At 68.3% G+C, this 18,841-nt stretch carries 22 protein-coding genes; 13 read left to right on the top strand and 9 right to left on the bottom strand.

Annotated elements, in window-relative coordinates; translation table 11 throughout:
- Window positions 1-77 precede the first annotated feature (77 nt).
- The gene (locus tag ACCO44_RS00085) at window positions 78-893 is read left to right on the top strand and encodes a hypothetical protein (RefSeq protein ID WP_146114850.1); all 816 of its coding nucleotides are present in this window, start codon (window positions 78-80) and stop codon (window positions 891-893) included.
- 110 nt (window positions 894-1,003) lie between these two features.
- Here the strand turns inward: ACCO44_RS00085 and ACCO44_RS00090 are convergent, their stop codons facing one another.
- From ACCO44_RS00090 to ACCO44_RS00105, 4 genes are read right to left on the bottom strand one after another with little or no spacing between them, the layout of a single operon-like run.
- Window positions 1,004-1,378: an HNH endonuclease gene (locus ACCO44_RS00090; RefSeq protein ID WP_029264195.1), complete on the bottom strand. Its 375-nt coding sequence runs from the start codon at window positions 1,376-1,378 to the stop codon at window positions 1,004-1,006.
- 29 nt (window positions 1,379-1,407) lie between these two features.
- On the bottom strand, window positions 1,408-1,839 hold the full coding sequence (locus ACCO44_RS00095; RefSeq protein WP_051662644.1) for a hypothetical protein: 432 nt from the start codon (window positions 1,837-1,839) through the stop codon (window positions 1,408-1,410).
- Window positions 1,839-2,975 carry a M24 family metallopeptidase gene (locus ACCO44_RS00100; RefSeq protein ID WP_372467769.1) on the bottom strand — a complete coding sequence of 379 codons (1,137 nt, stop codon included), beginning with the start codon at window positions 2,973-2,975 and terminating at the stop codon, window positions 1,839-1,841. The genes ACCO44_RS00095 and ACCO44_RS00100 overlap by 1 nt, the downstream gene beginning before the upstream one ends.
- Before the next feature lie 57 nt (window positions 2,976-3,032).
- Window positions 3,033-3,944, bottom strand: a complete 912-nt coding sequence (locus ACCO44_RS00105) for a helix-turn-helix domain-containing protein (protein WP_372467770.1) — start codon at window positions 3,942-3,944, stop codon at window positions 3,033-3,035.
- A 156-nt stretch (window positions 3,945-4,100) separates the two neighbouring features.
- Here ACCO44_RS00105 and ACCO44_RS00110 point away from each other — a divergent pair, with 156 nt between their 5' ends.
- The 5 genes from ACCO44_RS00110 to ACCO44_RS00130 all read left to right on the top strand — a co-directional run bounded on the left by ACCO44_RS00110 (window position 4,101) and on the right by ACCO44_RS00130 (window position 9,557).
- Complete coding sequence (locus ACCO44_RS00110; RefSeq protein WP_372467771.1) at window positions 4,101-5,177, top strand: APC family permease; 1,077 nt, start codon at window positions 4,101-4,103, stop codon at window positions 5,175-5,177.
- A complete protein-coding gene (locus ACCO44_RS00115) occupies window positions 5,174-5,644 on the top strand; it encodes a hypothetical protein (RefSeq protein ID WP_372467772.1) in 471 nt (156 codons plus the stop codon). Before ACCO44_RS00110 ends, ACCO44_RS00115 begins: the two co-directional genes overlap by 4 nt.
- Window positions 5,641-6,777: a tyramine oxidase subunit B gene (locus ACCO44_RS00120; RefSeq protein WP_372467773.1), complete on the top strand. Its 1,137-nt coding sequence runs from the start codon at window positions 5,641-5,643 to the stop codon at window positions 6,775-6,777. The genes ACCO44_RS00115 and ACCO44_RS00120 overlap by 4 nt, the downstream gene beginning before the upstream one ends.
- A gap of 40 nt (window positions 6,778-6,817) precedes the next feature.
- Window positions 6,818-7,996, top strand: coding sequence for an N-methyl-L-tryptophan oxidase (gene solA / locus ACCO44_RS00125; protein ID WP_372467774.1), 1,179 nt, complete (start codon window positions 6,818-6,820; stop codon window positions 7,994-7,996).
- Window positions 7,997-8,132: 136 nt separating this feature from the next.
- Entirely contained in the window at window positions 8,133-9,557 is a 1,425-nt protein-coding gene (locus tag ACCO44_RS00130; protein ID WP_372467775.1) for an aldehyde dehydrogenase family protein, read from the top strand.
- A gap of 48 nt (window positions 9,558-9,605) precedes the next feature.
- Here the strand turns inward: ACCO44_RS00130 and ACCO44_RS00135 are convergent, their stop codons facing one another.
- Window positions 9,606-10,052: a hypothetical protein gene (locus ACCO44_RS00135; protein WP_372467776.1), complete on the bottom strand. Its 447-nt coding sequence runs from the start codon at window positions 10,050-10,052 to the stop codon at window positions 9,606-9,608.
- Window positions 10,053-10,168: 116 nt separating this feature from the next.
- Between ACCO44_RS00135 and ACCO44_RS00140 the strand changes: the two genes are divergently transcribed.
- The gene (locus ACCO44_RS00140; RefSeq protein WP_372467777.1) at window positions 10,169-11,764 is read left to right on the top strand and encodes an amidohydrolase; all 1,596 of its coding nucleotides are present in this window, start codon (window positions 10,169-10,171) and stop codon (window positions 11,762-11,764) included.
- 44 nt (window positions 11,765-11,808) lie between these two features.
- Entirely contained in the window at window positions 11,809-12,231 is a 423-nt protein-coding gene (locus ACCO44_RS00145) for an NUDIX hydrolase (RefSeq protein ID WP_029264185.1), read from the top strand.
- A gap of 2 nt (window positions 12,232-12,233) precedes the next feature.
- Here the strand turns inward: ACCO44_RS00145 and ACCO44_RS00150 are convergent, their stop codons facing one another.
- The gene (locus ACCO44_RS00150; protein WP_181156323.1) at window positions 12,234-12,689 is read right to left on the bottom strand and encodes an aminoacyl-tRNA deacylase; all 456 of its coding nucleotides are present in this window, start codon (window positions 12,687-12,689) and stop codon (window positions 12,234-12,236) included.
- Window positions 12,690-12,745: 56 nt separating this feature from the next.
- Window positions 12,746-13,252, bottom strand: a complete 507-nt coding sequence (locus ACCO44_RS00155) for a DNA helicase (protein ID WP_105711491.1) — start codon at window positions 13,250-13,252, stop codon at window positions 12,746-12,748.
- Window positions 13,253-13,396: 144 nt separating this feature from the next.
- On the opposite strand from ACCO44_RS00155, the gene ACCO44_RS00160 reads away from it, so the two are divergent.
- Window positions 13,397-13,954 (top strand): peptidylprolyl isomerase, encoded by a 558-nt coding sequence (locus ACCO44_RS00160; RefSeq protein WP_029264182.1) that lies wholly within the window; start codon window positions 13,397-13,399, stop codon window positions 13,952-13,954.
- A gap of 21 nt (window positions 13,955-13,975) precedes the next feature.
- The gene (locus ACCO44_RS00165; protein ID WP_372467778.1) at window positions 13,976-14,869 is read left to right on the top strand and encodes a rhomboid family intramembrane serine protease; all 894 of its coding nucleotides are present in this window, start codon (window positions 13,976-13,978) and stop codon (window positions 14,867-14,869) included.
- A gap of 280 nt (window positions 14,870-15,149) precedes the next feature.
- Here the strand turns inward: ACCO44_RS00165 and ACCO44_RS00170 are convergent, their stop codons facing one another.
- Entirely contained in the window at window positions 15,150-15,389 is a 240-nt protein-coding gene (locus tag ACCO44_RS00170; RefSeq protein WP_091028134.1) for a cell division protein CrgA, read from the bottom strand.
- A gap of 103 nt (window positions 15,390-15,492) precedes the next feature.
- On the opposite strand from ACCO44_RS00170, the gene ACCO44_RS00175 reads away from it, so the two are divergent.
- From ACCO44_RS00175 to ACCO44_RS00185, 3 genes are read left to right on the top strand one after another with little or no spacing between them, the layout of a single operon-like run.
- A complete protein-coding gene (locus ACCO44_RS00175) occupies window positions 15,493-16,287 on the top strand; it encodes a class E sortase (RefSeq protein WP_105711474.1) in 795 nt (264 codons plus the stop codon).
- Window positions 16,288-16,315: 28 nt separating this feature from the next.
- The gene (locus ACCO44_RS00180) at window positions 16,316-16,471 is read left to right on the top strand and encodes a DUF4175 domain-containing protein (protein ID WP_140403281.1); all 156 of its coding nucleotides are present in this window, start codon (window positions 16,316-16,318) and stop codon (window positions 16,469-16,471) included.
- A complete protein-coding gene (locus tag ACCO44_RS00185; protein ID WP_372467779.1) occupies window positions 16,468-17,100 on the top strand; it encodes an aminodeoxychorismate/anthranilate synthase component II in 633 nt (210 codons plus the stop codon). Before ACCO44_RS00180 ends, ACCO44_RS00185 begins: the two co-directional genes overlap by 4 nt.
- Window positions 17,101-17,132: 32 nt before the next feature.
- Here the strand turns inward: ACCO44_RS00185 and pknB are convergent, their stop codons facing one another.
- Entirely contained in the window at window positions 17,133-18,824 is a 1,692-nt protein-coding gene (gene pknB, locus ACCO44_RS00190; protein ID WP_105711472.1) for a Stk1 family PASTA domain-containing Ser/Thr kinase, read from the bottom strand.
- Window positions 18,825-18,841: the final 17 nt, after the last annotated feature.

Below are 18,841 nucleotides of genomic sequence, written 5' to 3' on the forward strand. Positions count from 1 at the left end.
AGGGAAGGCCACCGCAGCAGATCTCCGATGGTTATCGAGGCTAGTAGCGTCGAGACTGACGACATGAGAGGTGCCGGATGCCCGACACGCACAGAACCCTGCCAGGGCTCAGCTATGACGCATACGTTGAACTGCGCGAGCACGACATAACCAATGACAAGCTCGATCCGAATGAATGGCGTCTGGGGCAAGCTTCATCGTGGGCACACTGGGGACCCTGCGGTGCTGCCCCACGCATCACCGCAGAGAACCGGCATCTCTCCTCAGCAACGAGTGCCGCGGGGTTGAAAGCCACTATCGCCGACCTCACGCGAATCGCTCACACGGACCGGGCCGGTTTCGAGGCCTCACCTTATCCGCTCACTCCGAGCGTGGCGCTTCTGGGTCTCAACTTCGCCGGTAGCAGTCTGGATCCCACGTCCGCTGACTTCGCCCCTTTCCATCATCCAGGGCCGACGTCTACCGACCATTTCCTCCGAGCGAGCGTCGAGCTCGCGGCCTTCGACGCAGGGCTTCCAGCGGAGTACCCCGCGCCGTACATCACGGACGTGTTCAAGCTGGCGCCCACGCCCTATGGACCGGACCTCGCAAGAGCGTTCGACGGACGATCCCACCCTGCGATCGAAAACGGTCTGGCGGTGCTCAGCTTCGAGCTCGAAGTCCTGACGCGTGCGAACCATGGCCGTCCGCCATTGCTCATCGCTCTGGGGGATCATGCCCACAATTGGCTTTCCGGTACGGCCAAGCATCCAGATGCCGTCCGGTTTCGGGATCTGGTGGAGCAGACGGGGTCCCCTCTGCATAAGGCCGTTCACTATGCGAACGTCGGGCGCGTTTCCTTACGGGCATCACAGATCGAAGCTGTGCTTCGCAAAGCGATCCTCACGGGCTGAATGCTGGAGACGTAGCACGCACAGTGCTCGGCCCCCAGGAGCTTCTCCCGTCTTCGGGACGGACCCGACGATTGCGCGGGACGAGACCTCAGCGCTCACGCGCTTCGGCCTCACTCGACCGGACGCAGATCGCGCAGGATCGTCGCCTGCCGGACGAGGAACGTGCGCTCGTCGAGCTTCTTCCGGCGAAGCCAGCCGGTCACCTCGTCGTTGTGCTTGCTGGCGTTGCAGGATGCGCAGGCAGGGACGACATTCTCGAGCGTGTAGCGGCCGCCGCGCGAGATGGGCTGGATGCAGTCGCGCTGCAACGCGGCCCCCTCGCCGCCGCAGTAGGCGCATCCGCCCCAGGCATCCATGAGGTCGTGCCACTGGGCGTCGGTGAGATCGTTGTCGACCTTGGCGAGTCGGTTCGTCCGACGCTTGGCGTACCGCGCACGTGTCGCCGGCGACGCGTTGGCGGAGGAGACCTTGCGGGGGCGGCGCATGCGCTGATGCTACCGCGGTGGATGCGGGCTCAACGCCCGCCGCCGCCGAACTTCGAGAAGAAGCGGTCAGCCGCCGTGCGCTGCTCTGCGACGGAAGCGACGGTCGTCGGATCCACGGGGCTGAACGTGAACACGAGGTCCTGCGGACCAGCGGCGCCGAGCCGGTACGCGCTCAGACCACCACCCTGATCGCGCGCCATGCCACTGGGCCAGACGTCGGCCCGTGCACCGGCGACCCCCAACCGCCACCCGCGCGGGTCGAGGTCTTCCCGCAACAGGCACAGCGCCTCGAAAGCATCGTTCGCCTGCCGCTCGACAGCGCCGAGCTCCGGGGAGTTCACGACCACCACCCACTGCCAGTCATCGGTCTGCCACCAGCTGATCCTCACCTCGTGGATGAGACCGCCGTGGGTGGCGGAGATCTTCTGGGGACTCTGCGGCCGCGCCGGTACGTCGTCCATCAGGAGCCGATCGCGTGCGCACCCACCGACACGAGCTCGTGCGGCGCGACGTTCAGCCGCTCGCCGCCGTCGGCCGTGACGATCACGATGTCCTCGATGCGCGCGCCCCACGCGCCGGCGAAGTAGATGCCCGGCTCGATGCTGAACGCCATCCCTTCCCGCAGCACCAGGTCGTTGCCCGGCGCGATGTAGGGCTCCTCGTGCACCGAGACGCCGATGCCGTGGCCGGTGCGGTGCAGGAACGCCTCGCCGAGACCCGCTGCGGCGAGCACGTCCCGCGCGGCCGCGTCGACCTGTGCGGCCGTCGCGCCCGGACGGACGGCGTCCACTGCCGCCTGCTGCGCGCGCACGAGAACCGCGATGCGCTCGGCCGCTTCGGGGTCAGGGCTGCCGACGACGTAGGTCCTCGTGCTGTCGGAGTTGTAGCCGCTCGGCACCGCACCACCGATGTCGACCACGACGGTGTCGCCCTCTTCGATCATCCGGTCCGAGACCTCGTGGTGCGGGTCGGCACCGTTCGGGCCCGAGCCGACGATCACGAACTCGACCGTGCGGTGGCCCTCCGCCACGATGGCCTCGGCGATCTCGGCCGCGACCTCGCGTTCGGTGCGTCCGGCCCGAAGCCACTCCGGCACCCGGCGGTGCACCGCGTCGATCGCGTCCCCCGCTCGGCGCAGTTCGGCGATTTCCTCGGCATCCTTGATCATGCGTCCTTCGCGGAGCACGGGCGTCGCCAACTCGAGACGCACTCCGAGACGCTCGCCGATCGGCACGACGTGCAGCGCGGGCAACGCATCCGAGACGCCGACGCGGGAGACGGTATCCACGGCCTCGGTCACGAGCGCGTACGGGTCTTCGCCGTCGACCCAGTCGGCGACCGCGAGTCCGAGCTCACCGACAGCGGTGGTGCGAACCTTCGCGAGCTCCATCCGCGGCACGACGACCGTCGGAGCGATGTCGGGGCCGATCACCAGGGCCGTCAGCCGCTCGATCGTGTCGCCCTCGACACCCAGCAGATACTGCAGGTCGGGGCCCGGCCCGACGATGATCGCATCCAGCCCGGACTCGGCGGCGAGGGATGAGGCGCGGGCGAGGCGTGCGGCGTACACGGAGGCGGGGAAGGGCAGTGTGCTCACGGGTTCCACGCTACTGCGCGGGTGCTCGCAGCGGCATCCGGTTCCGTGAACGCGGGGTCAGCCGCCACGCACCGCGCGGGGCGGGACTCCGTACTGGGCGCGGAACACACGGCTGAAATGCGCCGCATCGACGAAGCCCGCACTCATCGCGATCTCGGCGATGGAGCGGTGCGCCTGATACGGGTCGGTCAGCGCGTCGTAGCAGCGCTGCAGTCGGCGTCGCCGGATGACCGTGGAGACCGAGGCCCCCTGCTCACTGAACATCGAGTGCAGATGCCGCACCGAGATGTAGTGCGCCGCCGCGATCTGGGACGGAGACAGCTCGCTGTCGGCGAGGTGCACGTCGATGTAAGTGAGGATGTGCGTCAGCGTCGTGGAGTGCGCGCTCACCGGCCCGTCGGTCGCGACGAGGTTCGCCTCCAGCACCGTGCTCAGCATGTCGACCGCGGTCCGCAGCATCCGTCGGGCGATGCGGCTGTCGAGGTGGTGTGCACCTTCCGCGAGCGAGCCGAGGTAGGGACCGACCATCGCACCCAGCGCTCCACCGGCATTGAGGCGCGTGGCGGTGATGCGGCTGGTGTCCTCCGCGGGGATGTCGAGGAGGACCTTCGGGAACATCACCACCGACATCTGCACGGCGTCATCGAAGAGCAGGGAGTACGGACGGTCGGTGTCGTAGAGCGCCATGTCGCCGCTGCCGAGTGCGGTCTCGCGTCCGTCCTGCACGATCATGCCGCTCCCGCGCTCGATGCGGGAGAACTTGAAGTACTGCTGCGGGGCACGGGAGATGAGGGAGGGAGTGCGATGCACGCCGTGCCCGTCGGCGTCGATCGCGAAGACGTGGATGTCGCCGGCAGCGGTGGCATCGATCGCCCCCCGGAAGCGATCCTGCTCCGGCGCTGTCACGTCGAGCGCGACGACGGCGCGGGAGACCGCATGGCGGTAGTCGAGGAACGACAGGCTCTGCATCAGGGCTCACCTCACTGTGGCCGATCATATACGATGCTGCATTTTAGCATTCGTGCGCTGTGCCCGCGTAGACAAGTGTTCTGCTCTCGCCGTCAATCGGCGACGGCTCCCCCTGGCGAGTATGAGGACTTACCCGAGCATCGAAGGAGCTGTGCCATGGTGACGTCCACTCCCACAACGTCGACGACGAGAACGGCCGAGCATCGGCGCCTCGGCGTCTTCGCGGTCGCATTCATGATCATCGCCGCCTCCGCGCCGCTCACCGTGCTCGCCGGCGGAGTGACCAGCGCCTACGCGGTCACGCACGTCGACGGCATCCCCTTCGGCTACATCGTGCTCGCGGTGGCACTCGGCATCTTCGCGATCGGCTACGCCGCCATGAGCCGGTTCGTCACGAATGCCGGCGCATTCTACGCGTACGTCGCGCAGGGGATCGGTCGCCCGACCGGCGTCGGGGCCTCGGTGCTCGCGTTCCTCTCCTACAACGCCATGCAGATCGGCATCTACGGGATGCTCGGGTTCCAGATCAGCTCGTTCATCGAGTCGAAGACCGGTTGGGCGAGCCCCTGGTGGGTCTGGGTCCTCCTCACGATCGTGCTCGTCGGCGTGCTCGGAGTCCACCGGGTGGATCTCTCGGCGAAGGTGCTGGGCGTGCTCGTCGCGCTGGAGTTCGTGGCGGTGATCGTGTTCGACCTGTTCGCCTTCGGGAACCCGGCCGAGGGATTCACGGCGGCACCCATCACCCCCTCGGCGCTGTTCGTCCCGGGAGTCGGGGCCGTCCTCGCGTTCGGCATCGCCGCGTTCATGGGCTTCGAGTCGGCCGCGATCTACGGCGAGGAGTCCAAGGACCCGAAGCGCACCATCCCGCGTGCGACGTTCCTCGCGGTCTGCGTCTCCGGCATCTTCTACGCCATCTCCTCGTGGGCGCTCGCGCTCGCCGTCGGCCCGAGCAAGATCACCGACCCCGCGGGCATCTCGCCGGAAGAGGCCGGCCCTCCGCTGTTCTTCAACTTCGTCGCCGAGGACCTGGGCGTGATCTGGGTCGATGTGATGTCGATCCTCTTCATCACGAGCCTGTTCGCCGCCCTCGTCAGCTTCCACAACGCGGTCGCCCGCTATGCCTTCTCGCTCGGCCGCGAGGGCGTGCTGCCCGGGTTCTGGGTACCGTCCGTATCAAGAGCGGTGCGCCGTGGGCCGGGTCGCTCCTGCAGTCCGCGATCGCGGTCATCGTGATCGTCGGTTTCGCGATCGGCGAGCAGGGCTGGAACCCCGAGAACGGACCGTACCCGGTGATCACGCTCTTCACCTGGCTCACCAACCTCGGCGCCTTCGGACTCGTGCTGCTCCTGGTGCTCGTCTCGGTCGCGGTGATCGGCTTCTTCCGCCGCGACAGCCGAGAGGTGGGCGCCGGCAGCCGGCTGGTCGCGCCGATCATCGCGTTCGTGGCGCTCGCGATCGTCTGGGTGCTGATCCTCCTGAACTGGGATGTGCTGCTCGGTCAGGCCGAGTCCACGCCGACGACCTTCATCCTTCCCGCTGTGCTGCTCGTGCCCTCGGCCCTGGCCGTCGTGTGGGCGCTGTGGCTGCGCAGGGCGCGGCCGGAGGTCTATCGCCAGATCGGCCACGGCACCGAGCTGCCGGAGGCTCCGCTCCTGGGCGAGCCCGAGCCGGTGGTCGACGCGACGAAAGGAAACCTGTGAGCACCACTGACACCAGACTGACCTTCCGGTATCTGTCCGAGCCGGACACGATCGCGGCGGGCGTCACTGACATGGAGCTGTGCGTCGACGTGATGGAGGAGACCCTGCGTCTCGTCGACGACGGCGATTATCGGATGGGCGGACCGGACGGGAACTCGCACGGTTCGATGGTCACCTTCCCCACCGAGGCCGCGCACGACGGTATGCCACTCGACGGACCCCATCGCCGGATGATGGCGATGCCGGCGTACCTCGGCGGCACCTTCCAGACGGCCGGCTGCAAGTGGTACGGGTCGAACATGGCCAACCGCGAGAGCGGTCTGCCGCGGTCGATCCTGATGCTCACGCTGAGCGACAAGGACACCGGCGCACCCCTCGCGCACATGTCGGCGAACCTGCTGAGTGCGTATCGCACGGGCGCCGTGCCGGGAGTCGGTGCCCGCCACCTCGCGAACCCCGATGCGCGGAGCGTGGGCATCGTGGCACCCGGCGTGATGAACCGCACGACGCTCGAAGCCTTCGTGGCCGTGCGCCCCGAGCTCGACACCCTGAAGGTCGCCGGACGCAGCCGATCGAGCATCGACTCCTTCGTGGAGTGGGTGCGGCGCGAGTACCCGCAGTTCACGACGGTCACGGTCGTCGACAGCGTGGAGGACGCCGTGCGCGACAGCGACCTGGTCACGATCGCCCCCACGACGCCGGCCGGTTCGGCGAACTACGTGCGGATCGAGAAGCGGTGGCTGAAGCCGGGTGCGCTGGTGAGCCTGCCCGCCGACATCATGATCGACGACGAACTGCTCCACGGAGCGCGACACGTCGCCGACTTCCGTGGGCTGTACGAGGCGTGGAGCGAAGAGGTGCCGCACCCGGCGCACGAGCACATCGGCCTCCACGGTATGTACCTGCTGGATCGCATCCGTTCGGGGGACGTGCGCGACGAGGCTCTCGAGAACCTCCCCGCGATCATGAGCGGGCAGGCAGAGGGGCGCCGAACGGAGGACGACATCTTCCTCTACTCCGTCGGCGGGATGCCGGTGGAAGACGTCGCGTGGGGGACCGTCGTCTACCGGCGTGCGATGGCCGAGGGCATCGGCACGGAACTGCTGCTCTGGGACACTCCGGCTCTCGCATGACCGGCGTCCGTCCCGCATCGATCATTCGTCAGGAGTTCACATGAGTGCCCAGGTCAGGAAGCGGATCGTCATCGTCGGGCTGGGGGCGGTGGGTGCGCTCGCCGCGTGGCGACTGTCGCAGCGTGACGACGTCGAGGTCGTCGGCATCGAGCAGTACGGCAAGGTGCACGACCGCGGCTCCTACGCCGGAGAGTCTCGGGTCTTCCGCACGGCCTATCACGAGGGCGGGCGCTACGTGCCGATGCTGCAGGAGTCACGGCGGCTGTGGCGTGAACTCGAGCAGCACTCGGGCCGGGAGCTCTACCTCGAGGTGGGCGCCCTGTCGATCGCCCAGCCCGACCGGATCGAGATGCGCACGACCCTCGACACCGTGCGCGAGTTCGACCTGCCGCACACCCTCTACGACACCGAGGAGCTGCGTCGCGCCCACCCGAAGCACAACGTGCACGACGGCGACGTCGGGGTTCTCGACCACCACGGCGGCGGCATCCGTACCGAGGTCTCGCTGATGGCTGCGCTCGATCTCGCCGAGGCGGCCGGTGCGCAGCTGCGCTTCCACACCCCGGTGCTCGCGATCGAGGAAGAACCGGGCGGCGTGGTGGTGCGCACCCCGACCGAGGCGATCCGCGCTGACACCGTGATCCTCGCCTCCGGCTCCTGGTCCACACGGCTGGACCCCCGGCTGCACGACCTGTTGCGGTTGCAGGTGCTCGGGCTCACCTGGTTCATGCCCACGGACATCGCCGACTTCCTCCCCGAGCGCTTCCCCGCGTTCCTGCGCGACGTGGGCCCCGTGCACTTCTTCGGAGCGCCGAGCCTCGACGGATACTCGATCAAGGCGAGCAGCAACCCGACCTGGCCGGTCGCCCGCGACGTCGACGAGGTTCCGCGGGAGTACACGCGACACGAACTCGCGAAGATCGGGCAGCAGGCGAAGGAGTTCTTCCCGTCGTTGAACCCCGAGCCCGTGCGCTCCAGCGTGCACCACTGTGCCTACACGCCCGATCGCACCCCGATCGTCGACGTGAGCGAGAGCGAGCGGGTCGTGACGGTGACCGGTCTCTCGGGCCACGGCTTCAAGTTCGCGCCCGTGCTCGGGGAATGGGCCGCTCGGCTCGCCACGCAGCCGGGCGGCGCCGGCATCGACCCGCACTTCTCGCTGGCCGCCCACCTCGACCGGTTGGCGACCGTCGGTCCGTACCGCGGCGGCGGTCACTGAGCCGCGTTCCGGGCTCCGCTGTTCGGTCACGGACCGACAAGCGCGCCGCACGGGCAGTCAAACCCCGCTCGGCCCCCGAGCACAGACTCGAACTGCGCGATGAACCTGTCGCGCACCCCATCGTGAGGAGACAGTGATGTCGGAGAACGCCCCGGTTCTGGACGAGGCCGCCCTGTTGGAGCGCGTCGGCGCCCCCGAAGGTCAGGGCCGCGAAGTGGTCGACGCGGCGACGCGCGAACCGATCGGCCGGGCGCCCGTGCATACGGTCGAGGAGCTCGACGCCGCGGTCGCGCGGGCGAAGGCGGCGCAGCCCGGGTGGGATGCACTTGGCCATGCGGAGCGCAGTGCGCTCCTGAACCGGGTGGCCGATGCGATCGACGCGAACGCCGAGCCGCTCGCCCGGCTGCTCTCGCGCGAGCAGGGCAAGCCGCTCAACGGGCCGAATGCCCGCTTCGAGGTGGGCGCGTGCTCCGCGTGGCTGCGCACCGCCGCCGCGACGCCCCTCGAGCCGGAGACCGTGGTGGACGACGGCGAGACCCATGCCGAGCTCCACTACCGCGCGATCGGCGTGGTCGGTGCGATCGGACCGTGGAACTGGCCCCTCATGATCGGCATCTGGCAGATCGCTCCGGCGTTGCGCATGGGCAACACGGTCGTCGTGAAGCCGAGCGGATACACGACGCTGAGTGTGCTGGCGCTGATCGAGGTCATGAACCGGGTGCTCCCCCGCGATGTGCTCATCGGTGTCGCCGGAGACCGCGAGGTGGGGGCGAGGATCGCCTCCCACCCCGACATCGGCAAGGTCATGTTCACGGGTTCGACGGCGACCGGGCGCAGCATCGTCGAGAGCTCGGCGCAGAACCTCGCCCGCCTCACGCTCGAGCTCGGTGGCAATGACGCGGGGATCGTGCTGCCGGGCGTCGACGCGACGGCGATCGCGCAGGACCTCTTCTGGGGCGCGTTCATCAATACGGGACAGACGTGTGCGGCGCTCAAGCGCCTCTACGTGCACGACTCCGTCTACGACGAGGTCGTCGACGCGCTGGCCGATGTCGCTCGGCAGACCCCGATGGGCAACGGCCTGGATGAGCAGAACGTGCTCGGTCCGCTGCAGAACCGCGCCCAGTTCGAGATCGTGCGCGACCTGGTCGACGACGCGGCGCGCAACGGCGGCCGGATCGTCACGGGTGGTGCACCGGCGACGGAGCTCGGGGCGCTCTTCTACCCGATCACGCTCGTCGCCGACGTGACCGACGGGGTGGCCCTCGTCGACGAGGAGCAGTTCGGTCCCGCGCTGCCGATCATCCGGTACACCGATGTGGACGAGGCGATCGCCAGCGCCAACGGCCTCGATGTCGGCCTCGGGGCGTCGGTCTGGGGTGAGCGCGAGGAGGCGCGGAAGGTCGCCGCGCGCATCCAGGCCGGAACCGTGTGGATCAACTCGCACGGCGGTGTGCATCCGATGATCCCGTTCGGCGGTCACAAGTCGTCGGGCTACGGCCTCGAGTTCGGGGTCGAGGGTCTCAAGTCGGTCGCCGTGCCGCAGGTCATCAACGGCTGAGTGACAGGGTGCGCGGCCCGTGGCCGCGCACCCTTCTCGGCAGGGGCGTCAGCTGATCGCGACGCGGATGCGGTCCGCGAGGAACTCCAGGTCGGCCTTCGTGAGATCCGTGACCGCGTAGGCGGTCGGCCAGACGGTGCCGTCGTCGAGGTTCGAGATGGGCTCGAAACCGAACGTGCCGTAGCGCACCTTGAACTTGCTCGCGGGCTGGAAGAAGCAGAGCACCTTGCCGTCGCGACCCCACGCCGGCATCCCGTAGTAGGTGCGGGGCACGAGCTCAGGGGCGACCTCGGAGACGAGGGCGTGCAGCTTGTTCGAGAGAGCCTGGTCTTCGGGCGTCAGCCTCTCGATCGCCTCCTTGATGTCGGCCTCACCCGCGGCGCGCAGCTCTTCGGGCGACTTCTTCGCCCGGGAACGACGGGTGCGGGCCTCCTTCGCGGCGGCCTGCATGGCTTCGCGTTCCTCGGCGCTGAAGTTCTTCTCTTTCTCGGCCATGGTCGGTCCTCTCGATGTGCTGCTGGTGTGGGATTCAGACTACGTACGCTCGGCCGCGGTGTGCTTCTCGATTCGTGATCGATCCTCGACGGCACCTCGACTGCCAGACTGACGCCATGACGACAGTCTTCACCGGCCGTATCCGTCCGCTCGTCCCGAGCGCCGACGCCGAAGTGGAGGCGATGGTCGTCCACGACGGCACGATCGTCGCCGTCGGGACGACGGACGACCTCCTCCGCCGCTTCCCGGATGCCGAGACCACAGCCCTCGACGGCTGGGTCATGCCCGGTCTGATCGAGCCGCACGGGCATCCGGGCTTCTCCGCGATCCTGCTCTCCGATCTCGTGGTCGACCTCCGTCCCGTCGTGATCCCCGAGGCGGAAGGCGTCCTCGCGGCGCTCCGAGCGGCGGTGGCGGATGCCGGCGGCGAAGCCGTCTTCGCGAACGGGTGGGATGCTCTGCTGCAGCGTGGACTGCCCGACCCCGACATCCGTTTCCTCGACGAGCTCGCGGGCAACGTGCCCCTCGTCGTCATCCACAACTCCGGTCATTCCGTGTACTTCAACACCGCGGCCGCGCTCGCCGCAGGCATCGATCGGGAAACCCCCGATCCGGTCGGCGCCTCGTTCGGCCGTGATGCCGCGGGGGAGCTCACGGGCGTCGCCCTCGAGGCCGCGGCGGTCGAGCAGGTCGTGGCGCCGATGCTCGCGAAGGCGCAGGAGCATCTCCCCCGGATCCTCCCCGCGCACCTGCACGACCTGGCATCCCGGGGCATCACGACGGTGTCGGACCTGTCGTGGAACCCCGACCTCAACCCGCTCATCGATGCTCTCCGGGCGCAGGGTGCGATGCCGGTGCGGCTGCGGTGGTACGAGATGTCCCGCCCCGGCGGAGTCGTGGCTCCGCCGAGTGACGGCGATCCCGTGTTCCGTCAGACAGGGGTGAAGACCTGGTCCGACGGCTCTCCGTGGGTGGGCAACATCGCCACCTCCTTCCCCTACCTCGACACCCCGGCGACCCGCTCCCTCGGGCTCGAACCGCATCACATCGGACACGCGAACTACACGGCCGAACAGCTGCGCGCGATCGCCGAACCCTATGCCGCCGCGGGCTGGCAGCTCGCCTGCCATGTGCACGGTGACCTCGCGATCGACGCGACGCTCGACGTGTATGAGCAGCTCATCCGGCAGCACGGGCTCACCGACCACCGCTTCCGCCTCGAGCACTGCGGGGCCATGACACCCGTGCAGTTCGAGCGCGCGGCGGCCCTCGGCGTCACCGTCAGTCTCTTCGTCGACCACATCACCTACTGGGGAGAGGTGCTGGTCGACGACCTCTTCGGCCCGGAGCACGGTGGTGCCTGGGCCGATGCCGGTGCCGCCTTCGCCGCCGGTCACCGGGCGACCTTCCACAACGACGGCTGGGTCACCCCCAACGAGCCCTTCCGCAACATGGCCGTCGCCGAGACCCGCACCACGCGCAACGGATATCGGATGCCCGGCGGCACGGCGGCCACCCGCGAGCAGGCCCTCCTCGCCCACACCACGAACGCGGCGTGGCAGCTCCTCAGCGAGCATGAGGTGGGTGCGCTGGCACCCGGACTCCTCGGCGACTTCATCGTGGTCGACCGCGATCCCCTCACGGTCTCGGCCGAAGACCTCGCCGCGACGCGGGTGATGGCGACCTACGTGGGCGGCGTCCGGGTCGTCTGACACGCGGTCATCCGGGGTCCCCGCTGCCGGATAGTGTGTGATCCATGGACCTGCGTGTCGCGGCGTACGCGGTCGTCACCGATGACGACGGGCGTCTGCTGTTGGCGCGGTGGACCGAGGGCCGTCGCGTCGCGTGGACCATGCCGGGCGGCGGACTCGAACCCGGTGAGTCGCCGGAGGATGCGGTGCGCCGCGAGCTCCGGGAGGAGACCGGCTACACCGTGAAGGTCGGCGAGCTCCTCGGCATCCACTCCCGGGTCATCCCCGCCGGACGCCGCGTGCAGAAGGCCGCGGATCCGCTGCACACGCTGCGCATCGTCTATCGCGCGCAGGTCACGGGCGGCAAGCTGCGCTTCGAGACCGACGGCTCGACCGACATGGCCGAGTGGTTTCCCCTGAAGTCCGTGGCCGAGCTGCAGCGCGTCAAGCTCGTCGACATCGCGATGCGCATGGCCGGAATCCTCTGAGCTCAGCGCTCCTCGGGAACCGAGATGTCGGCGACCGTCGCCCCGTACGCGGCGATGAGGTCGTCCGCCTCGACGAAGAGGCTGTACCCGTGAGCGCCGGCACCCATGGCGATGCGCTGACCCACGATGGACTCGTCGGCATAGATCGGCCAATCCGTGGTGCTGCCGATGGGAACGATGGTGCCCCGCTCGTAGCCGGTCGCCTGGAGCGCGAGCTCGGGCTCGGGCAGGCGCAGCTTGTTCACGCCGACCAGGGCGCGCAGCTTCGGCCACGAGATCGAGCGTCCGCCGGGCACGAGGGCGAACAGGAAGGTGTCGTCCGAGCGCTTGACGACGAGAGTCTTGACGATGCCGGACGGCGGGATGCCGAGCAGCTCGGCCGCCTCGAACAGGCTGCCGGCAGCGGGGCGTTCGCGGATCTCGATGTCGAGCCCGCGAGCAGCGGCCGCATCCCGCACCCGCGCATGCCGATCGCCTCCGTCACCAGAGGCGACGGAGGCGAGATCAGACGGGGTCACGCGTCGGGCGCGGCGAGCGGGTCGTCCGCGACCCAGAGCTCGTCATCGGCACGCAGCGCCTGCCAGGCGGCGTAGAGCACACCGACGGCGGCAGCAGCACCGAGGATGATCGCGATGACCGAGCCGAGACCCGGGCCCGACTTCTGCTTCTTGCCGAAATCGCCCCGACGAGCCGGTGCGGCCACACCGTGGCGCTTGGCGTTCGCGACGTCCCACGCGGTGAGAGCCGAACCGACGACTCCGCCCACGATCGGGACGAACTTGTCGTCGACGACGTGCTTGCCGAGCTTCACGCCACGGTCGACGACCGGGGCGACACGGCGGTTGTACGTGTCCTGGATGACCGGCACGACCTGCTCACGATTGATGTTTCCGAGCTGACGTCCGGCCTCGCGGGCGACATCGGCGGCGTGACCGACGAGCACCTGCTGGTTCTCCCAGAGCTGGTTCGCGTCGTTCTGAAGACGACGCAGTTCCTTCTTCCGCTTGCGGCTGAGGCTCACGATGCTCTCCTGTCCATTGGAGTACGGGTTCCCCATCTTGCCACGGGAGGCTGGATACCGGGCGGGAATCGCCCGGCCCTTGCGCTGTCGGCGGATCCGGGGTACGCCGGGCGAACTCACCGAAAGCTCTGCGAGAATGAAGGCATGGCTCACGCTTCCCACGTCGCAACCCTGCACACCAACCACGGTGACATCGTCATCAACCTCTTCGGCGATCACGCACCGAAGACGGTCAAGAACTTCGTCGGCCTCGCCGACGGCACCCAGGAGTGGACCGATCCCGCCACCGGCAAGCCGGGCGAGGGTCCTCTCTACAAGGACGTCATCTTCCACCGCATCATCCCGAACTTCATGATCCAGGGCGGCGACCCGCTCGGACAGGGCGTCGGCGGCCCCGGCTACAACTTCGACGACGAGATCAACATGGAGCTCGACTTCAACAAGCCGTACATCCTCGCGATGGCGAACGCCGGCCTCCGCCGCAACGCCATCACCGGCAAGCCCGAGGGCACCAACGGCTCGCAGTTCTTCATCACGACCGACCCGACCCCGTGGCTCCAGGGCAAGCACACCATCTTCGGCGAGGTCGCCGACGACGCCTCGCGCGCTGTCGTCGACAAGATCGGCGCCGTTCCGACCAGCGGCGGAGACCGTCCGGTCGAGCCCGTCGTGCTGCAGTCGATCGACATCGTCGCGGCCTGACGACAGCTGCGGCCGATCCGGATGACCACGCCTGAGTTCACGAGCAATCGCGACAACTTCTGCTACCGGCATCCGGATCGGCAGAGCTTCGTGCTCTGCCAGCGGTGCATGCGCACCATCTGCCCCGAGTGCCAGACTCAGGCACCCGTCGGCGTCATCTGCCCGGAGTGCATGAACGCCGAGCGCAAGAACCGCACCCCCGCGCAGAAGAAAGCCCAGCGTCGGTGGGGTGCTCGCAGCGGCGGGACCATGGCGATCGCCCGCAGCGGCAAGCCGATCGTCACCTACGTACTGCTCGCCGTCACGTCGTTCATCGGCCTGGTGCAGCTGATCCCCGGGATGAACGGGCCGATCACGCAGGCACTCGCCTTCTACGCGCCGTATCTCTACCCGAACGTCTTCGGTGCGGGCTTCGAGCCCTGGCGCCTCCTCTCCGTGCTGTTCGTGCACGGCAGCTTCATCCATCTCGCGCTGAACATGCTCGCCCTGTGGATGCTGGGGCAGAGCCTCGAGCCCATGCTCGGCCGCGCCCGCTTCCTAGCCCTGTATCTGATCAGCGGCCTCGGCGGATCGGTGGCGGTCGCCCTCCTCGCCCCCCTGGACCCGACGGTCGGCGCATCCGGCGCGATCTTCGGAATGCTGGCCTCGCTGTTGATCATCGGCCGCCACATCGGCGCGAACGTGACCGGGATCCTCGTGATCCTCGGCATCAACTTCGCCTTCGGCTTCTTCGCCGGCGGCATCTCCTGGCAGGCGCACCTCGGCGGTGCGATCGTCGGCGCCCTGGTCGCCCTCATCTATACCCGGACGAGGCGTCGAGACCAGCGCACCTGGCAGATCGTTCTCCTCTCGGCGCTCGTCGTCCTGTTGATCGTCGTCGTCGCCTTCATCCCGCCGCTGCTGATTTTGTCCTGATCCCAAGTTGTTAACAGGGTTGTTAACCCCTGTGAATAACACCGGTGTAATTCTCCCCAGGCTGTGGAGAAGGTTGTGGATAACTTCCGCTCGGTTCAGCTTGTGGGTCGGGCGCGGGGTCGTTCCCTTCGCTCGCAGAGCGGGTCCCTCCCGCTTCGCGGGGCCCTCCCGATGCTCGCTCCGGGAACAACCCCGCGCCCTGGCCTGAGCCGTCCCTCACTCGGAGTATGAAGAAAGGCCCCTCGCTGTGCGAGGGGCCTTTCGGGAAGAAGGAGTGGCGTCAGCGCCAACGAGTGGTCATCAGGAAGCCGATCAGAGCGATGCCGAGACCGATGGCCAGGTTCCAGTTGTCGAGACCCGGGATCGGGAACTGCATGCCCGAGATGTAGAAGACCAGGATCCACGCGAGACCGAGCAGCATGAAGCCGATCATCACCGGCTTGAACCACACCGCGTTGGGAGCGGCCTCGCCTTCGGCGCGCTCGACGACGGGTTCTTCACTCTTACGGTCACGTGCCATGCCGTCATTGTACCCATCAGACCCATGAGCCGCCGAGTCCGCAGCGTGCGAGAGACGGCGGGCTCACCGACATCCGTTCAGCGTCCCGGGATATGATCGCGCCATGACTGCATCCGTCGTGCCTGGGGGGCGACGCCCGCGGCGAGAGCGACCACGCTCTCGCGCCACCTTCGCGAGCGTGCTCGGCGAGCTCCTCCTCACCGCCGGAGTGCTCGTCCTGCTCTTCGTCGCCTGGCAGATGTGGATCGGCGACATCATCATCAGCGCCCAGAAGAACGACGAGGGCGCAGCCATCTCGCAGGAGCTCGCACAGGGCGAGGCGCCGGAGCTGCCGCCGGTCGTAGAAGAGGACGACGGCACCACCACCTACGTGCCCCCGGTGCCCGCAGCACCGGCAGACGCCACATGGTTCGGGCAGATGCACATCCCCCGTTTCGGAGCCGACTACAACTTCGGCATCTACGGCGGAACGAGCCGTGCGCGAACCCTGGATCAGAAGGGGATCGGCGTCTACAAGGACTCCAAGATGCCCGGCGAGGTCGGCAACTTCTCGATGGCGGGACACCGCACCACCTGGGGCAAGCCTTTCAACCAGCTCGACAAGCTGCAGCTGAACGACGCGATCGTCGTCGAGACTCCCGACGGCTGGTACACCTACCGCTTCCGCACGCTCGAGTACGTCAAGCCGACACAGACCGATGTGCTCGCCGACGTGCCGCAGATGCCGGAGCAGCAGACCGGAGAGCAGTACATCACGCTCACCGCCTGCTCTCCGCTCTACTCCCTCGCCGAGCGCATCGTCGCCTACGGGGTGTTCGAGAGCTTCCAGCCCCGCGCCGAGGGGCTCCCCACCGCGCTGACCGACCCGCCGCCGCCTCCGGCCGCACCATCGGTGTGACCGTGGACGCTCACGAGGGAGAAGACTGATGTACGCCGCACTCTGGCGCCTGCTGCCCGGCCCGTGGTGGCTGCGCGTCCTCATCCTGGTCGTCGTCATCGCCGCCGTGTTGTACGGGCTGTTCTGGTACGTGTTCCCCTGGATCAGCCCGATCATCGCCCCCGGCGAGGTCGACGTCGAATGACCCGAGTTCTCGTGGTGGACAACCACGACAGCTTCGTGCACACGCTCGTCGGCTACCTCCACGAGCTCGGCGCCGAGACCACCATGGTCGAATCCGACGCGCTGGACGCCGCCGAGTTCGAGCGGATGCTCACCGGCCACGACGCCCTGTTGCTCTCCCCCGGCCCCGGACGTCCCGCGGACGCGGGAGTGTCGCTCGACGCGGTGCGGATCGCCGTTCGACGGCGGATGCCGACGCTCGGCGTCTGCCTCGGACACCAGACCATCGGCGAAGCGCTCGGCACCGCGGTGAGCGAGGCGCCCGAGTTGATGCACGGCATGGTCTCCGCGGTCACGCACGACGGATCAGCGCTGTTCGCGGGGATCCCGTCGCCGTTCGACGTCGGCCGATATCACTCCCTGGCGCTCGCGGCAGCGGACCTCCCGCCCGAGATCGTCGTCACTGCCTGGACGGAGAGCGGAACGGTCATGGCGCTGTCGCACCGAGAGCTGCCGCTGCACGGCGTGCAGTTCCACCCGGAGAGCGTGCTCACCGAAGGCGGGTACCGGCTTCTCGCGAACTGGCTGGAACTCTGCGGCGACGCGGATGCCGTGGCGCGATCCGAGAGCCTGCATCCGCTCTCGCGCTGACATCGCGACGCGCGAGTCGCGTCACGAGAGACTCAGGGCGCGGCGCAGTAGCGAAGCTCGACCGGTGATCCGATCGGCACGTCACCCGGTGCGACCGACATCGAGTGCACGGTCGGGGGTTCCGTGGGAGCGCAATCCGCCTCTTCCACCGGCTCCGGGGTCAGACCGAGGTCGGTGAGGTTCGTCGTCGCGGCCTCGACGGTCCACCCGACGAGGTCGGTCAGCGTCACCTTGCCGCTGGCGACGACGAGATTGACGACGGTGTCGGGGGCGACCTCGGTCTCTGCCGCTTCGCTGGCGGAGATCACGGTGCCGGCGGCCAGACCCTTGTCGTTGCGCTGGATGACGGTCCCGAGTTCGAGGCCGGCGGCCTTCAGTGCCTTGGTGGCATCCTCGAGGCCCATGCCTTCGATCTTCGGCACCACCACGGTCTCCACGCCCGAGGAGACGTGAACGGTGACCGTCGAGCCCTCCTCCACCGAGACCCCTGCCTCGGGGTCGGTGCGGATGACGTTGCCCTCGGTGATCTCGGAACTCGACTCGATCACGATCTTCGCGGTCAGATCGAGCTTGGCGAGGTCGTCCTGCGCGCGCTCGGATGACACGTTCACGAGATTGGGGATGATGCGCGAGGTGCTCGGCACCTCGGGCGGACGCATGCTGATCGTGACCACCCAGAACAGCACGGACGCCAACAGCACCGCGAGCAGCGCGACACCGGCCCAGATCCAGGCGACCGGAGGGCCGGACTGGGTGCGGGTCATGGTGGTGTCGGAGCTGAGCTGGCGCAGCGAACGTGCCGTCTCCTGCGCCTGACGCGGGCTCGGACCGTACAGCTCGCTCGTCAGCGCACCGAGCTGCTTGCGGGTCGGCGCGCTCCCGGTGACGGCGGCATCGAGGGCGGCGCGGAAGTGCGCGGCATCCGGGTACCGCTGATAGGGGTCTTTCGCGAGGGCCCGCAGGACGATCGGGTCGAGCGCGCCCGGCGCGTCCTCGTTCACCTCGGTCGGCGGGATCGGGGTTTCGCTGACGTGCTGGTAGGCGACGGCCACCGGCGACTCGCCACGGAACGGCTGGCGGCCGGTGAGCAGCTCGTACAGCACGACACCGGTCGAGTACAGGTCGGCGCGGGCATCCACGGGCTCGCCCTTGGCCTGCTCCGGTGAGAAGTAGGCGGCCGTGCCGATGATCTGGGTGGTCTCCGCCACGGTCGACGAGGAGTCGGAGACGGCTCGGGCGATGCCGAAGTCCATCACCTTGACCTGGCCCTTGTCGGTCACCATGACGTTGCCGGGCTTGATGTCGCGGTGGACGACACCCGCGCGGTGCGAGTAGTCGAGCGCCTCGAGGATGCCGTCGACGTAGCGCACCGCGTCTTCGACAGGCACCGGGCCGTCGGCGATGATCTTCTTCAGCAGCGTGCCCTTGACGAGCTCCATCACGATGTACGGCGGCTCGTCGGACGACGGGTCGTTCGACGACGGGTCGCCGGCGTCGAACACGCGGACGATCGAGGGGTGCGACATGCGGGACGCCGCCTGCGCCTCCAGCCGGAACCGGGTGCGGAAGGCGGTGTCGCGAGCGAGGTCGGGATCGAGGATCTTGATCGCGACCTCACGGCCGAGCGTCAGGTCGAATCCGCGATAGACCTTGGCCATTCCGCCATGCCCGATGAGCTCGTCGACGCGGTATCGACCCGCGATGACTCGTGGCTCTGTGGACACGTACTACCCCCTGGAAA

The sequence above is a fragment of the Microbacterium maritypicum genome, from assembly GCF_041529975.1.
In the GTDB taxonomy this organism is placed as follows: Bacteria; Actinomycetota; Actinomycetes; order Actinomycetales; family Microbacteriaceae; genus Microbacterium.

What these genes read in the sequence shown, in the direction of transcription:
- ACCO44_RS00085 (WP_146114850.1), top strand. Translation starts at nt 78, where the DNA reads ATGCCCGACACGCACAGAACCCTGCCAGGGCTCAGCTATGACGCATAC.
- ACCO44_RS00090 (WP_029264195.1), bottom strand. Translation starts at nt 1,378, where the DNA reads ATGCGCCGCCCCCGCAAGGTCTCCTCCGCCAACGCGTCGCCGGCGACA.
- ACCO44_RS00095 (WP_051662644.1), bottom strand. Translation starts at nt 1,839, where the DNA reads ATGGACGACGTACCGGCGCGGCCGCAGAGTCCCCAGAAGATCTCCGCC.
- ACCO44_RS00105 (WP_372467770.1), bottom strand. Translation starts at nt 3,944, where the DNA reads ATGCAGAGCCTGTCGTTCCTCGACTACCGCCATGCGGTCTCCCGCGCC.
- ACCO44_RS00110 (WP_372467771.1), top strand. Translation starts at nt 4,101, where the DNA reads ATGGTGACGTCCACTCCCACAACGTCGACGACGAGAACGGCCGAGCAT.
- solA (WP_372467774.1), top strand. Translation starts at nt 6,818, where the DNA reads ATGAGTGCCCAGGTCAGGAAGCGGATCGTCATCGTCGGGCTGGGGGCG.
- ACCO44_RS00130 (WP_372467775.1), top strand. Translation starts at nt 8,133, where the DNA reads ATGTCGGAGAACGCCCCGGTTCTGGACGAGGCCGCCCTGTTGGAGCGC.
- ACCO44_RS00135 (WP_372467776.1), bottom strand. Translation starts at nt 10,052, where the DNA reads ATGGCCGAGAAAGAGAAGAACTTCAGCGCCGAGGAACGCGAAGCCATG.
- ACCO44_RS00140 (WP_372467777.1), top strand. Translation starts at nt 10,169, where the DNA reads ATGACGACAGTCTTCACCGGCCGTATCCGTCCGCTCGTCCCGAGCGCC.
- ACCO44_RS00145 (WP_029264185.1), top strand. Translation starts at nt 11,809, where the DNA reads ATGGACCTGCGTGTCGCGGCGTACGCGGTCGTCACCGATGACGACGGG.
- ACCO44_RS00160 (WP_029264182.1), top strand. Translation starts at nt 13,397, where the DNA reads ATGGCTCACGCTTCCCACGTCGCAACCCTGCACACCAACCACGGTGAC.
- ACCO44_RS00165 (WP_372467778.1), top strand. Translation starts at nt 13,976, where the DNA reads ATGACCACGCCTGAGTTCACGAGCAATCGCGACAACTTCTGCTACCGG.
- ACCO44_RS00170 (WP_091028134.1), bottom strand. Translation starts at nt 15,389, where the DNA reads ATGGCACGTGACCGTAAGAGTGAAGAACCCGTCGTCGAGCGCGCCGAA.
- ACCO44_RS00175 (WP_105711474.1), top strand. Translation starts at nt 15,493, where the DNA reads ATGACTGCATCCGTCGTGCCTGGGGGGCGACGCCCGCGGCGAGAGCGA.
- ACCO44_RS00180 (WP_140403281.1), top strand. Translation starts at nt 16,316, where the DNA reads ATGTACGCCGCACTCTGGCGCCTGCTGCCCGGCCCGTGGTGGCTGCGC.
- ACCO44_RS00185 (WP_372467779.1), top strand. Translation starts at nt 16,468, where the DNA reads ATGACCCGAGTTCTCGTGGTGGACAACCACGACAGCTTCGTGCACACG.